Source organism: Nocardia cyriacigeorgica (assembly GCF_029868385.1).
Taxonomy (GTDB): Bacteria; Actinomycetota; Actinomycetes; order Mycobacteriales; family Mycobacteriaceae; genus Nocardia; species Nocardia cyriacigeorgica_F.
The window spans coordinates 114,573-129,130 of the sequence record NZ_JARWNX010000060.1 but is presented as its reverse complement, the minus strand read 5'-3'; the positions used below and the strand labels follow the sequence as shown (position 1 = coordinate 129,130).

At 67.9% G+C, this 14,558-nt stretch carries 12 protein-coding genes and 1 pseudogene; 8 read left to right on the top strand and 5 right to left on the bottom strand.

The window, feature by feature from the left end; translation table 11 throughout:
* The first annotated feature begins 335 nt into the window (after window positions 1-335).
* A complete protein-coding gene (locus QH168_RS21320) occupies window positions 336-1,148 on the top strand; it encodes a ComEA family DNA-binding protein (protein WP_432421151.1) in 813 nt (270 codons plus the stop codon).
* A 1-nt stretch (window position 1,149) separates the two neighbouring features.
* Window positions 1,150-2,997 (top strand): annotated as a pseudogene (locus QH168_RS27750) (ComEC/Rec2 family competence protein); the annotation flags it as partial.
* A gap of 15 nt (window positions 2,998-3,012) precedes the next feature.
* Here QH168_RS27750 and QH168_RS27605 read toward each other — a convergent pair.
* Both QH168_RS27605 and QH168_RS21310 read right to left on the bottom strand, forming a co-directional pair.
* Window positions 3,013-3,555 carry a hypothetical protein gene (locus QH168_RS27605; protein WP_348537601.1) on the bottom strand — a complete coding sequence of 181 codons (543 nt, stop codon included), beginning with the start codon at window positions 3,553-3,555 and terminating at the stop codon, window positions 3,013-3,015.
* Between the two features lie 214 nt (window positions 3,556-3,769).
* The gene (locus tag QH168_RS21310) at window positions 3,770-5,020 is read right to left on the bottom strand and encodes an SGNH/GDSL hydrolase family protein (protein ID WP_280236524.1); all 1,251 of its coding nucleotides are present in this window, start codon (window positions 5,018-5,020) and stop codon (window positions 3,770-3,772) included.
* 215 nt (window positions 5,021-5,235) lie between these two features.
* Here QH168_RS21310 and holA point away from each other — a divergent pair, with 215 nt between their 5' ends.
* Window positions 5,236-6,204: a DNA polymerase III subunit delta gene (gene holA / locus QH168_RS21305; protein WP_280236523.1), complete on the top strand. Its 969-nt coding sequence runs from the start codon at window positions 5,236-5,238 to the stop codon at window positions 6,202-6,204.
* A 325-nt stretch (window positions 6,205-6,529) separates the two neighbouring features.
* Here the strand turns inward: holA and QH168_RS21300 are convergent, their stop codons facing one another.
* Both QH168_RS21300 and rpsT read right to left on the bottom strand, forming a co-directional pair.
* Window positions 6,530-6,775, bottom strand: a complete 246-nt coding sequence (locus QH168_RS21300) for a hypothetical protein (protein WP_280236522.1) — start codon at window positions 6,773-6,775, stop codon at window positions 6,530-6,532.
* Window positions 6,776-6,910: 135 nt separating this feature from the next.
* A complete protein-coding gene (rpsT, locus tag QH168_RS21295) occupies window positions 6,911-7,171 on the bottom strand; it encodes a 30S ribosomal protein S20 (RefSeq protein ID WP_280236521.1) in 261 nt (86 codons plus the stop codon).
* A 256-nt stretch (window positions 7,172-7,427) separates the two neighbouring features.
* On the opposite strand from rpsT, the gene QH168_RS21290 reads away from it, so the two are divergent.
* From QH168_RS21290 to QH168_RS21275, 4 genes are all read left to right on the top strand, one after another.
* Window positions 7,428-9,101 (top strand): circularly permuted type 2 ATP-grasp protein, encoded by a 1,674-nt coding sequence (locus QH168_RS21290; protein WP_432421150.1) that lies wholly within the window; start codon window positions 7,428-7,430, stop codon window positions 9,099-9,101.
* A complete protein-coding gene (locus QH168_RS21285; RefSeq protein ID WP_280236520.1) occupies window positions 9,101-10,072 on the top strand; it encodes an alpha-E domain-containing protein in 972 nt (323 codons plus the stop codon). Before QH168_RS21290 ends, QH168_RS21285 begins: the two co-directional genes overlap by 1 nt.
* A complete protein-coding gene (locus tag QH168_RS21280; RefSeq protein WP_280236519.1) occupies window positions 10,069-10,911 on the top strand; it encodes a transglutaminase family protein in 843 nt (280 codons plus the stop codon). The genes QH168_RS21285 and QH168_RS21280 overlap by 4 nt, the downstream gene beginning before the upstream one ends.
* Before the next feature lie 103 nt (window positions 10,912-11,014).
* Complete coding sequence (locus QH168_RS21275; RefSeq protein WP_280236518.1) at window positions 11,015-11,803, top strand: aquaporin; 789 nt, start codon at window positions 11,015-11,017, stop codon at window positions 11,801-11,803.
* Between the two features lie 66 nt (window positions 11,804-11,869).
* Here the strand turns inward: QH168_RS21275 and QH168_RS21270 are convergent, their stop codons facing one another.
* Window positions 11,870-12,451, bottom strand: a complete 582-nt coding sequence (locus tag QH168_RS21270; RefSeq protein ID WP_280236517.1) for a type II toxin-antitoxin system PemK/MazF family toxin — start codon at window positions 12,449-12,451, stop codon at window positions 11,870-11,872.
* A 175-nt stretch (window positions 12,452-12,626) separates the two neighbouring features.
* Between QH168_RS21270 and lepA the strand changes: the two genes are divergently transcribed.
* Complete coding sequence (gene lepA / locus QH168_RS21265) at window positions 12,627-14,504, top strand: translation elongation factor 4 (protein ID WP_280236516.1); 1,878 nt, start codon at window positions 12,627-12,629, stop codon at window positions 14,502-14,504.
* Window positions 14,505-14,558 lie beyond the last annotated feature (54 nt).

Genomic DNA, 14,558 nt, shown 5'->3' with positions numbered 1-14,558 from the left:
GCGAGCGAATCCGGGAACGACTCGGCGTGCTCACCGCACGCGTCGGAGCCACACGGGCAGCGCCCGGCTCCGCCACATCGATGCGCTCGGGGAGCGTCGCGCGATCGGTCGCGGCATCCCGCCCGGAGTGGGAGGGGAACTCCGGGCGGGAGCAGTCCACCGACGCGCAGTTCGGCGGAGCAGGCGTCGGTGGAGGAGGTTTCGAGAGATCGGATCCACCGCATCGCGCAACGCGACGTCCGGAAAGCGCAGGGGGCTCGCCGGATTCGGTAGCCGAAGCCGAGCGCGGGCGGTGGAATCTCGACGAGCTTCCGCCGGACGATCCACCGAAAAGGCTGGGCGATCTCGATGAGGTCGGCGAGGTGAGGTCGCCCGGCTGGCTGGACGATCCGGATGGCTCCGGCCATCGCTGGCGAGACCGGCTGGTGCCGCCACGTTTTCGACGCACCCGGCTGGATCCGGGACGGCGTGGGGTGCTGACGATGGCCGGGGTCGGCCTGGTTGCGGCGCTCGTCGCGGTCGTGGTGGTGCTGTGGGAACGTCCCGTCGCACAACAGGTCCCGCCCGTCGCCGCCGTATACACCGGCGTCCCGGAACCCGGAGCATCCTCGCAGGCCGGTCCGGCCGCGCCGCCGGACACCGCGCCGGATGGTGCCACTGCGGAGTTGGTGGTGAGCGTGGTCGGCCTGGTGCACAGGTCCGGGCTGGTCCGTGTGCCGCCCGGATCCAGGGTGGCCGACGCGGTGGCCGCGGCCGGAGGCGCGCGCGAGGGTGCGGACCTGGCCGGGATCAACCTCGCCCAGCGGCTGGCCGATGGCGATCAAGTGATCGTCGGCGCGGTGTCGGCCGAGCCGGGCGTGCCCCGCCTCGGCAGCACCACCATCGGGGCCTCCGGCCGCACACCGGGCGCCACGAGTTCGGCCCCGTCCGGCGCTGCCACCTCGTCGGACCCCGCCACGCGAGTGAATCTCAACTCCGCCACCGAATCCGATCTCGACGCCCTACCCGGCGTCGGCCCCGTCACCGCTCGCGCCATCATCACCTGGCGCACGACGAACGGCCGCTTCACCGATATCGAGCAATTGGGCGACGTGGACGGCATCGGCCCGGCCCGCCTCGCCCGGCTCCGCGACCTGGTGACGGTATGAAATGGCATTCGATGACACCGGTGTGGCGGGGGATGGTGCAGCGGAGGCGAGGCTCGACGGGCGGCTGCTTCCTGCGGCGGTGTGCTGCTGGGCAGTGACCGTGCTGGTGTTGAGCGCCGGGTGGCAGGTCGGGGTGATGGTCGCGGTGGGAGCGACGGTGGCCGCTATCGGGCTGTGGGTTGGGCTCATGTGGGCGGTGGCGCACCGGCGGGAGCGATGGCGGGCGGTCGCGCTGGTCGCATTGGGTGCGGTGGTGTTGGGGGCCGGGTTCGCGGTGGCCGCGGCCTGGCGGGAGCACCGGGTCCAGACGCATCCGTTGCGGGCGGTGGCGGCAGGCGCCTCGGTGCGCGTGGTGGTGACGCCCGACGATGACCCGAAACCGGTGCGCGGAGCGACGTTCGGTGGTGAACGCACCTGGCTGGTGCGGGCGAGCCTACGGGAATTCCAGCACGGTTCGACGGTCGTTCGGGCCGGTGGTGCGGTGGTGATATTGGCGACCGGACCGAAGTGGGCGCAGTTACCGCCGGGACAACCGATCGAATTCCGGGCCAGGCCGTCCCCGCCACGGATGAGCGATCTGACCGTCGTCACATTGCATGCCCTCGGTGATCCGGTCGCCGCAGGTCCACTACCGTGGTGGCAGCGGTTCGCGAGTTCGGTGCGGGCGGATCTGGTCGCGGCATCGGCGGCGGCGTTACCGGCGGCGGCCGCCGGATCGCTGCCCGCGCTCGTCGTAGGGGATACCTCCGCGCTCTCCGACGATGTACGCCGTGACTTCGAAATCGCCGGTTTGCAGCATTTGACAGTCGTCAGCGGGGCAAATTTCACAATTTTGCTCTCTGTCGCACTGTTTTTCACGCGTTTGCTCACGCTCGGCCCACGGATGACAGTGACGGTGGCGGCGGCCGCACTGCTGATGTTCGTCGTCATCGCGCGGCCGGATCCGAGCGTACTGCGGGCGGCGGCGATGGGTGGGGTCACCCTGCTGGCACTGCTGACCGGTCGACGGCGGCAAGCCCTGCCCGCCTTGTGCGCTGCCGTCCTCGGACTACTGGCCATCTGGCCCGCGCTGGCGGTGTCGGCGGGATTCGCTCTCTCGGTACTGGCGACAGGTGCATTGATTCTGCTCGCGCCCAGCTGGGCGGAGTGGTTGCAGGCCAAAGGATGGTGGCGCCTGCCCGCGGAGATCGTTGCGGTCTCGGCGGCCGCGTTCGTGGTGACCACGCCGATCGTCGTGGCGTTGAGCGGCAAGATCAGCCTGGTGGCGGTGATCGCGAATATCCTTGTTGCGCCGGTCATCGCCCCGATCACGGTGATCGGGGCCGCCGGTGCCGTGCTGGCGTCGATATGGATGCCGCTGGCGGAACTGGCACTGCGATGTGCGATGCCACCGATGTGGTGGTTGCTGTGGGTCGCCGAATACTGTGCCGCGATACCCGGCGCCACAGTGGCCGTTCCGGGCGGTTCGAGCGGCGGGTTGACGGCCTGCGTGGTTGTCGTCGCAGGGATCTGGCTGCTGAGATCGGCTCTGGTGCGCAGACTGGTAGCGGCCGTACTGATCGGCGCCGCCGCCATCCTGGTTCCGGCCAGGCTGTGGTTGTCCGGCTGGCCGCCCGACGGCTGGGTCCTCGTCGCCTGCGACGTCGGTCAAGGTGACGGACTCGCCTTGGCCACCGGTCCCGGTAGCGCAGTCGTCATCGATGTCGGCCCCGACCCACGTACGATTCGCACCTGCCTCGACCGACTCGGCATCACCCGGATACCACTACTGGTCCTGAGCCACCCGCACGCCGACCACATCGGCGGACTCACCGGTGCGTTGGATGGACGCGAAGTCGGCGCGATCGCGATCGGGCCCGGTGAGCTACCGGCAGGCGAGGTCGCTGCGCTGTCTGTGGCAACGCATGCGAATGCGCTCGCGGAACCGCCGACCTCCGGATGCGGCGCAGCCCCGGCTGCTGCGACACACCACACGGGAACACCAGCCGTGCAAGAGGTCCGATCGCACGGCGGATTCGGCACCACAGAGCTTGCGCAGGTAATTCATCGAGCGAACGTCCCGGTGGTCGAGATGGCCGTCGGCTGCCGCGTCGACCTCGCCGACCTCGTCCTGCACGTGCTGGCACCCGCAACACCCGTCGCCCGACGAACAGGGCCGCTCGATCTCGATACCGCCAACGATCGCTCGGTCGTCCTCGCCGCCGACACGGCGGCCGGTCGCATCCTTTTCACCGGCGATATCGAAGTCGGTACCCAGCGATCCCTGCTCGGCGCCGGTGCACCACTCCGGGCCGACATCCTCAAGATCCCGCACCACGGTTCGCGCACCACCACGGCCGAATTCCTCCGGGCGGTACGGCCCCGTCTGGCGATCATCAGTGCCGGATCCGACAACACCTTCGGCCACCCACATCCACGAGTGCTCACGGACTTGGCAGCACTGGGTGCGACCACCGCGCGTACCGACCGGGACGGTGCTATCGCCATCACCTCCGTCGGTGCTCACCTGCGGATCCACACCGCGGGCCAGGGCCGCGAGCGCCGTCGTCGCCCTGTCGCCGATACGGGCCGTCGCCGATCGGGTGGATTCCGATCGGCGACGGCGAGGGTACGACGCATGCCTACAGGAGTTCGGGATCGAGCGCCTCGGCCATCCTTCGGTATCCGGCGTCGTTGGGGTGCAGGTGGTCGCCCGAATCGTAGGCATCGAGCAGCACCACCGGATTCGCCGGATCAGCAAGGGCTCGTTCGAAATCCACGACCGCGTCGAATTCTCCCGAGGTGCGAATCCACTCGTTCAGCGCCTGCCGTTTGGCCTCCGACCGCGCGCTGTCATGAGTGGAACCGCCGAAGGGCAGCAGGGTCGCCCCGATCATCCGTATTCCGTGCTCGTGCGCCAGGCCGATCATGGTGCGGTAGCCGGTGATGATCTGCTCCACCGGCACATTCGGGTTCGGTTCGTAAGTGGGCTGATCGGATTCGCTGAAACCGATGTCGTTGACGCCCTGCAACAGCACAACGGTGCGTACTCCGGGCTTGTCGAGTACGTCGCGGCGGAAGCGTGTCGTGGCGCGGTCGCCGTACCAGGCGGTGTCGTTGGCCACCAGGTTGCCACCGATACCCAGGTTCAGTACCGCGCGCTGCCGCCCCATCGCGGCGAGCCGGTCTCCGAGTGCATCCGGCCAGCGGTGATTCGCGCCCGGTGTGGAACCGAAGCCGTCGGTGATCGAATCACCGAAGGCGACCACGGTATCGCGACGCGGATCCGGGCCCGCCACTTCCACATCGACGAGGTAGTACCAGGAGCTGGTGCGCTCGGTGAAGGCCGCACCGTCGATATCGTCTCGGTGATCGCCTGCGGCGCGGTAGGAGTCGGTCCATGCCTGTGAATGGAAGGTGGCCGGACCAGTGGTCTCGCGGAGGTAGAGCGTCACGGTGACCGAATCCATCGGGTCGACCGGCAATGATGCCGCGTCGCTGGATATTTCATCGCCTGCCGCGATGACCGGGGCCGCCGCTCCATCGAAGGTCAACGCACGGATGGTCTCCGCCCGTACGGCCGCGCCGTCGGCCGTGGCGGCGACGGTCGCCCCGGCGATCCGTAGCGGCGCCGCGCCGAAGCGATTGGACAGGCGGATGCGTATCCGGTCGCCGCCATTGGAGACCCGGACCACTTGGCGCAGCGTCTCGTCCGAAAACCCGGCTTCCGACCAGTTCGGCCCGAACCCGGTGCTTGGTCGCTGCGCCGCCGCGGACCAGGCGGCCGACCATGCGGGAGTGTTCTTCGCCGCGATGTCGATGCCGCACGCAGCGGTGAGCAGCATCAACGCCGTGAGTATGGCGACTCCGAGTCGCCGCGCCGAGAACCTCATGACCATGCCTCATTTCGTCTGCGGACCGGGTGACCGCCCGGCTCGTATATGGCTAACGGGAATGCAGTTCCATTAATTCCGTCTGGATTCGTGAGGGTGGCAATGGGCAGCGGAAGGACTGCGCATCGGCCGGTATCGGTAGATCCGGTCCGGGTCGCGGCCGCCGGGCGGCCCGGCTCGGTAGGTGTGTCGGCTGCCGACCGTAGGATCGGGGCGTGAGCGAACGACCTGCGGCGGTCCACCTGGTGCTCGGGGACGAGGAATTGCTGATCGAGCGTGCGATCGCTGAGGTGACCGCGCAGGTCAGGGCGTGTGCGGCGGATCCGGAGGGGGTGCCGGTGGATCGGCTGCGGGCGGGGGAGGCGAGCACCGCCGAACTGGCCGAGCTGCTGAGCCCGTCGCTGTTCGCCGAGGACCGGGTGATCATTCTGGAATCCGCTGCGGAGGCCGGTAAGGACGCGGTCGCGGTGATCACCGACGCGGCGGGTGATCCACCCGACGGAGTGGTGCTCATGGTGCTGCACTCCGGCGGCGGGCGAGCCAAGGCGCTGGCACCGGCGTTGCAGAAGGCGGGCGCCGTGGTGCACAACTGCGCCAAACTCACCAAGGCATCCGAACGCGCCGAGTTCGTCCGCGCGGAGTTCCGGGCCGCGGGTGCGCGGGTCCCCGGTGAGGTGGTGCAGGCCGTGCTCGAGGCGGTCGGCTCGGACCTGCGGGAGTTGGCTGCGGCCAGTTCGCAGCTGGCCGCCGATACCGGCGGCAAGATCGATGTCGCCGCGGTGCGGCGCTACTACTCCGGTAAGGCCGAGGTGTCGGGGTTCGATGTGGCCGAGCTGGCGGTGACCGGTGACCGTCCGGGTGCGATGGAGGCATTGCGCTGGGCCGACGACCGGGGTGTGCCGCATGTGCTGTTGGCCGACGCCCTGGCCGATTCGGTGCACACCATCGCCAAGGTCGGTTCGGCGGGCCGCGGCGACCCGTTCAAGCTGGCCGGTCCGCTCGGTATGCCGCCGTGGAAGGTGAAGAAGGCCCAGGCGCAGTCACGCGGCTGGACCCCCGCCACCATCGGCACCGCACTCCAGGTCGTCGCGACGCTGAACGCCGACGTCAAAGGCGGCGCCGCCGACTCCTCCTTCGCACTGGAACATGCGGTCATGCAGATCCTCGATTTGCACGGCCGCTGACCCGGCCGACTCCCGGGGCGTCCGGTGGCCGGCTACCGCACCGACCACGTCGACGATGGCGAGCCCCTGTTCGGTCGACGCGCCACCGGCCGCGACGACATTCTTGCGCGTCCCTGCGGTCAACCGGATGCCTCGTCGGAGTGGTGGTCAGCCGGCGCAGGCTCGCCTCGACCGAGGCGGGCCTGCTCTTGCGGTCGGTTGCCGCCGGGAGTTCGGGTCGGCTGGTCGGCGCAATGTGGTGTATTTCGACAGCAGGACCTGAGGACGGCGGTCGGCCCGCTGCCGATGACAGCGGGCCGAGGGACGGGGTGGGAGCCGGTTCGCGCTATTCGACGACGGTGAGTTCGGCCGGATCCTCCTCATCGGCCTCCTCGTAGCGGCCGTCCCACTCCTCGTAGGCGGGCGCTTCCTCGTCGCGGGTGACGATCCATTCCATCGAGTAGGTGTCGTCACCGAGCGGGACGGCCACGTTCTCGATCTTCACCCCGATATTGAGCACCTCGGCGGCGTGGATCACCCCCGGAAGGTCCTCGGCACGCACCACGGTCTGATTCGCATACAGGGTCACCATGGGGCGAATCGTACGTCAGCTAACCGACAGCACGACGCGCACCGCTGGCCCGACCGTGCAGACAGCGAAAGCCGCCGCGGTCGTCGTGGCCGCGGCGGCTGAGCGTCGAGACGGTACCGAGCGGTACCGGGTACATCACATCTTGTTGTAGGCCAGCGACAGCGCCGACTTCTTGTTGGCGGCCTGGTTGGCGTGGATGACACCCTTGGAGGCGGCCTTGTCGAGCTTGCGGCTCACGAAACGCAGACGCTCACCGGCGGCGTCCTTATCGCCCGCGGCGGCGGCTTCGCGGAAGCTACGGACGGCGGTGCGCAGCGCGGACTTCACCGACTGGTTGCGCTGACGCGCTTCCTCGTTGGTCCGGATCCGCTTCATCTGGGACTTGATGTTGGCCACGCCTGTATCCTCTGGTTTCCTCGTCGCTGATGGCTTGTCTCTGAAGTCTGGTAGCGCGCATCATGCCCTGCGATTACGCCGGGTAGGGGGTAACGCTGCGCCGAAGATCGAGGGTACCAGCACCCTCGCGGCACACGAAATCGTGTCGGCCGGACAAAGGCCGTGGTGAGCGCTGTGGCGTCAGCGTTCACCGGCGATATCAGAAGTTTACGTGTGTCTCACCCGGCATCGCCGCTGGGTGATGCACGATTTCGGAATGACCCCCACCTCGCCGCCCCGTCCGGCTCGATCCGTCGCGCAGGTTCGTCCGGTGCGGGCGGGCAGACGGACGGGGGGCCAGCGCAGGCGGGGACCGGCCGTGCTGTTCGAGGGCTACCGGCCGGGCAGGTTCGCCGCCGCGTTCGACGAGATGTTCGACGCCACGGGCCGGGTCCGTTCGCCCTACAAGGGGATCCACGCCGCACTCGCGCCCATCGATGCCGCGGATCTGGCCGCCAGGTCCGAGGCACTCGACCGCGCGTTCATCGATCAGGGCATCACGTTCTCGCTCTCGGGTCAGGAGCGTCCGTTTCCGCTGGATCTGGTGCCACGGGTGATCGCGGCCGCGGAGTGGGCCAAGCTCGAACGCGGTATCAAGCAGCGGGTGCGGGCATTGGAGCGGTTCCTGGCCGACGTCTACGGCGAGCAGAACATCCTGCGTGACCGGGTCATCCCGAAGCGGCTGGTCACCTCGTGCCGTCACTTCCATCGGGAGGCGGCCGGTCTGGTGCCGCCCAACGGCGTGCGCATCCACGTGGCGGGTATCGACCTGGTCCGCGATGAGCACGGCGCGTTCCGGGTGCTGGAGGACAATCTGCGTTCGCCGTCCGGTGTGTCCTATGTGATGGAGAACCGGCGCACCATGGCCCGGGTCTTTCCCGATCTGTTCTCCTCGCATCGGGTCCGCGCGGTCGGCGACTATGCGAGCCATCTGCTGCGTGCGCTGCGGGCGTCGGCGGCGCCGAACGAGGCCGATCCCACCGTCGTCGTGCTCACCCCCGGTGTGCACAACTCCGCCTATTTCGAGCATTCGCTGCTGGCCAGGCAGATGGGTGTGGAACTGGTGGAGGGGCGCGATCTGTTCTGCCGCGACAATGTCGTCTATATGCGGACCACCGCCGGTGAACGGCAGGTCGATGTGATCTATCGCCGCATCGATGACCCCTACCTCGATCCGATGCAGTTCCGCCCGGATTCGGTGCTCGGGGTCGCCGGGGTGCTGAACGCGGCCCGCGCGGGCAATGTGGTGATCGCCAATGCGGTGGGCAACGGCGTGGGCGACGACAAACTCAGCTACACCTACGTGCCGACGATCATCGAGTACTACCTCGGTGAGAAACCGATCCTGCCCAATGTCGACACCTACCGCTGCTGGCTCGACGACGAACGCGCCCAGGTCCTCGACCGGATCGCCGAGCTGGTGGTGAAGCCGGTGGAGGGCTCCGGCGGCTACGGCATCGTCATCGGACCGGATGCCGGCGCACGGGAACTCGACGCCGCCCGCCGCAAGATCCGGGCCGATCCGCGGGGCTGGATCGCGCAACCGGTGGTGCAGCTGTCCACGGTGCCGACGAAGGTCGGTGACGAGTTGGTGCCGCGACATGTGGATCTGCGGCCGTTCGCCGTCAACGACGGCGACGACATCTGGGTGCTGCCCGGCGGCCTGACCCGCGTGGCTCTGCCCGAGGGTTCGCTGGTGGTCAATTCCAGTCAGGGCGGCGGCAGCAAGGACACCTGGGTGCTGTCCCCGCGTACCTCGCGCGCCGACCGGGAGCTGGCGGGCGCTGAACTGGTCGGCGATCCGCCGCAGGCCGACGCGTTCGAATCGGGCCGCGAACTCACCGCGGCGCAGGCCACCGTGCAGCAGCAACAGCAACAGCAGGAACAGTGATGTTGGCGCGCAACGCGGAATCGCTGTACTGGATCGGCCGCTATGTCGAGCGCGCCGACGATACCGCCCGCATCCTCGACGTCGCCGTGCATCAGCTGCTCGAGGACGCCACCGTCGACCCCGACCGCACCTCGCGGGTGCTGCTGCGGGTGCTCGGCATCGAACCGCCCTCGGGTTCGCTCGATGTGTGGTCGGTGACCGATCTGGTGGCGTTCAGCCGCGAACACGGCGGCTCGATCATCGACTCCGTCGCCAATGCCCGCGAAAATGCCAGGGGCGCACGGGAAGTGACTTCGAGTGAGATGTGGGAATGCCTCAACGCCACCTATATCGGGCTGGCGATGGCGGAGAAGGCGGCGCGCGGTCTGGGGCCGCACGAGTTCTTCCACTACATCAAGGACCGTACGGCCATGTTCGCCGGACTGTCGGATTCGACGCTCAGCCGCGACGACGGCTACCGCTTCATGCTGCTCGGCCGGTCGATCGAACGCGTCGACATGATGGTGCGGCTGTTGCTCTCGCGCGCGGGCGATCGCACGTCCTCACCGGCCTGGGTGACGGTGCTGCGCTCGGCGGGCGCACACGACACCTATCTGCGCACCCATCGCGGCGCCCTCGACGCGCATCTGGTCGCCGAGTTCATCCTGCTCGACCGGCTGTTTCCGCGGTCGGTGTTCCATTCGGTGCGGGTGGCCGAGACCTGCCTGGCCGAACTGGACCAGCGCCCCAACAGCCGGTTCGGCGCCAGACACGAGGCGCAGCGGTTGCTCGGCCGCGCGCGCAGCGAACTGGAATTCCTGCCGCCGGGAGCGTTGCTCGAGGACTTCCAGGATCGGCTGCTGCTGTTGCAGCAGACCTGTCGGGAGGTGAGCGAGGCCATCGCGATGCAGTACTTCCATGCCGCGCCCTGGGTGGCATGGACCGATCTGGGGAGCAGCCGGGATCAGATGCAGGAGGTGGGTGAGCTGTGAGCTGGCGGATGCGGGTGGTGCACACCACCGGATATGTCTACGACGCGCCGGTCACCCGGTCGTTCAACGAGGCGCGGCTGACTCCGCGCGCCGACAGCAGGCAGAACGTCATCCTGAACCGGGTCGAGACCGTGCCCGCGACCAGGTCCTACCGGTACACCGACTACTGGGGCACCGCCGTCACCGCCTTCGACCTGCACGCGCCGCATACCGAACTGGAGGTCACCGGCGCGTCGGTGGTGGAGACCGAGCCGTTCACCCGTCCGGCCGAGGAACTGTCCTGGGATCAGCTGGGTGATGAGCGGATCCGCGATCGATTCGACGAGATGCTCGCCGCCACCACCTATGTGCCACGGGAACGGAAGCTGGCCGCCGTGTCCCGGCAGCTCGCCCGCGGGGTGGCGCCCGCGAAAGCAGTGGTGCGGGCCGCGGAATGGGTGCATCGGGAGATGCGCTATCTCGCGGGCACCACCTCGGTGCACACCTCGGCGGTGCAGGCCTTCGCCGAGCGGCAGGGGGTGTGCCAGGACTACGCGCATCTGACCCTGCTGCTGTTGCGCAATATGGGGATACCGAGCCGATACGTCTCCGGCTATCTGCATCCGCATCCCGACGCCGAGATCGGCGCGACCACGGCGGGGCAATCGCATGCCTGGATCGAGGCGTGGACCGGAATGTGGTGGGGCTACGACCCGACGAACAACATTCCGGTCACCGAGCAGCACGTTTCGGTCGGCGTCGGGCGTGATTACGCCGATGTGCCGCCGTTGAAAGGCATCTTCTCCGGCGGCGGCTCGACCGACCTCGAGGTTGTTGTGGAGATCACTCGCCTCGCGTAACGTTCGATTTCACTTCGGCCGTACCAGTATTTCCAGCGGGACCCAGGACTATCCGGTGTGTTCTCCGCGATGGCGGGGACGATCCTCTCGGAAGGCGGACGTCATGTCACCTACTGCGCAGGAAGTTGTCGAGGAAGCCGTCGAACTGAAGCCGATACCCGAGGCCAAGAAATGGGCCGCGGAGGCGCTCGGCACATTCATCCTGGTCATGGGTGGTGTCGGTACCGCGGTGCTGGCGGGGGAGCGGGTCGGTGCGCTCGGGGTGGCGCTGGCATTCGGTCTGACATTGATGTTTCTGGTCTATGCCATCGGGCCGATCTCGGGCTGTCATGTGAATCCGGCGGTGACGATCGGGCAGTTGCTGATGGGGCGGCTGTCGACGATCAGCGCGGTCGGCTACGTCATCTCCCAGCTGATCGGCGCGTTCCTGTCCGGTCTCGTGCTGTTCGCCATCGCGAAGAACCTGCCCGCCTACGATCGCGCGGTGGACGGGCTCGGCGCCAACGGCTGGGGTGAGCACAGCCCGTCGGCGCAGACCGGCCCGCTCGGACAGGTCGTGGTCCAGGACGGCTACGGCATGGCGGCGATGATCATCATCGAGGTGATGTTGACCGCGCTGCTGGTGTTCGTGGTGTTGGCCTCCACCGATCAGATCTCCGACGTCCCGCTGGCCGGTCTGTCCATCGGTGTCACCCTGGCGGCCATCCACCTGATCTCCATCCCGGTCGACAACACCTCGGTCAACCCGGCCCGCAGCCTCGGCGTCGCGCCGTATCAGGACGGCGCGATGGCCCAGTCCTGGGCGTTCGTGGTGTTCCCGCTGATCGGTGGCTGCCTCGGTGCGCTCATCTACGGCATGCTGTTCGGCCGCTCCCGCGACATGATCAGCTGACCGGCCCGATCCCGACGCACAGACCCCGCCACGACCACAGGTCGGCGCGGGGTCTGTTGCTGCCGATCAGCTCCAGTCGTATTCGATGACCAGGCGATGGGCGACCAGGTCGAAGGTCTTGCGGGGCAGGATGGCGCCTTCGCGGCGGATGCCCGCCTCGGGCACGTCGAGCACGCGGTCCAGCCGGACCCAACTGGGGCGGCCTTCGTGATCCCAGCTGCCGCTGCCGATGCCGACCCAGTCCCGATCGTGGGCGCGCATCGGATTCGATGACAGCATCAGGCCGAGCAGCGTCTTGCGGTCGCGGCCGACGACGAGCACCGGGCGATCCTTACCGTTGGCGGGGTCCTCCTCGTACGGCACCCAGGTCCACACGATCTCACCCGGGTCGGCGCGGCCGTCGAGCTGCGGTGCGTAGACGATCTGGCGGGCGCGATGCGCGGTGGGCACCGGTGTGGAGGCGGCCGGACGCACGGGCACAGGCGCGGCGCGGCGCGGCGGCGCCAGCGATCCGACGGCCCGTTCCAGCAGCGTGGAGCGCTGCAACTTGCCGACCAGCTTCGGCGCCTGAGCCTTGACGATCTTGGGCCCCTGTTCCTTCGCGATGAGGCCGAGCTGCTTGCCGAGAGAGTTCCAACTGCGGGCCATCACTGGAATATAACGGCGACCCGCCGTGATCACATCTGTACCGATCCGGGGCGAGGCCCGCCCATAGCCACCGTCGATCATCCTGTGGCCGCCCGGAATTCCCGCAATGCACGGGCCAGCGGAGGGCGCCGGGTCCTACGCATGGGACGATGGTTCGCAGTTCGCCGATACCCGAATGAGGAGTGGAGTGCCCGCCAGCTTCGCCGACACGACGTTCACCGATCCGTCGCGGATCCGGAACTTCTGCATCATCGCGCACATCGACCACGGCAAGTCCACGCTGGCCGATCGGATGCTGCAACTGACCGGAGTGGTCGAGGAGCGGCAGATGCGCGCCCAGTACCTGGACCGGATGGATATCGAGCGCGAGCGCGGTATCACCATCAAGGCCCAGAACGTCCGGCTGCCGTGGACTCCGCGCACCGGTGCGCACGCGGGCACCGATTTCGTGCTGCATCTCATCGACACCCCCGGCCACGTCGACTTCACCTATGAGGTCTCACGTGCGCTGGAGGCCTGTGAGGGCGCGATCCTGCTGGTCGACGCCGCACAAGGTATCGAGGCGCAGACCCTGGCCAATCTGTACCTGGCGCTGGACAAGGATCTGACGATCATTCCGGTGCTGAACAAGATCGACCTGCCCGCCGCCGACCCGGACCGGTACGCGGCCGAGCTGGCCCATATCGTCGGCTGCGAGCCGTCGGAGGTGCTGCGGGTCTCCGGTAAGACCGGCGTCGGGGTGACCGAACTGCTCGACGAGGTGATCGCCCAGATCCCGGCCCCGCAGGGCGACGCCGACGCCCCGGCGCGCGCGATGATCTTCGACTCGGTCTACGACACCTACCGCGGTGTGGTGACCTATATCCGTGTGGTGGACGGCAAGCTCACCCCGCGCGAGAAGATCAAGATGATGTCCACCGGCGCGACGCACGAGCTGCTCGAGATCGGCATCGTCTCGCCCGAACCCAAACCGACGCAGGGCCTCGGTGTCGGCGAGGTGGGCTATCTGATCACCGGCGTGAAGGATGTGCGCCAGTCGAAGGTCGGCGATACCGTCACCGCGGCGCGCGGCGGCGCCACCGAACCGCTCACCGGCTACCGCGAACCGCGGCCCATGGTGTATTCGGGTCTGTACCCCGTCGACGGTTCCGACTACCCGGATCTGCGCGACGCACTGGAGAAACTCCAGCTCAACGATGCCGCCCTGACCTACACCCCGGAAACCTCGGTGGCGCTCGGCTTCGGTTTCCGCTGCGGCTTCCTCGGATTGCTGCATATGGAGATCACCCGTGAGCGGTTGCAGCGCGAATTCGATCTGGACCTGATCTCGACCGCGCCCAACGTGGTGTACCGGGTGGAGATGGAGGACGGCAGCGAACAGGTCGTCACCAACCCGTCGTACTGGCCAGAGGGCAAGGTGCGCCGGGTGTTCGAACCGGTCGTGAAGTGCACCGTCATCTCGCCGAGCGAGTTCATCGGTTCGATCATGGAGCTGTGCCAGTCCCGCCGCGGTGAGCTGGGCGGTATGGACTATCTGTCGGAGACCCGCGTCGAACTGCGCTATACGCTGCCGATGGCCGAGATCATCTTCGACTTCTTCGATTCGCTGAAGTCGCGCACCCGCGGCTATGCCAGCCTCGACTACGAAGAGGCGGGCGAACAGGAATCGAACCTGGTCAAGGTGGATATCCTGTTGCAGGGCGAGGCGGTCGACGCGTTCAGTGCCATCGTGCACCGCGACGCCGCGCAGGCCTACGGCAACAAGATGACCAACAAGCTGCGCGAGCTGATCCCGCGCCAGCAGTTCGAGGTGCCGATCCAGGCCGCCATCGGTTCGAAAATCATTGCCCGTGAGAACATCCGCGCCATCCGCAAGGATGTGCTGGCCAAGTGCTACGGCGGTGACATCAGCCGTAAGCGCAAACTGCTGGAGAAGCAGAAGGAAGGCAAGAAGCGGATGAAGACCATCGGCCGGGTGGACGTTCCGCAGGAGGCCTTCGTCGCGGCCCTGTCCTCGGACGCGCAGTCGGATAAGCCGAAAGACAAGAAATAACGGGCGATCTCACGCCTGTCCAGGGATAATGGCGCGTCGGCCCGGTGTCGGCGC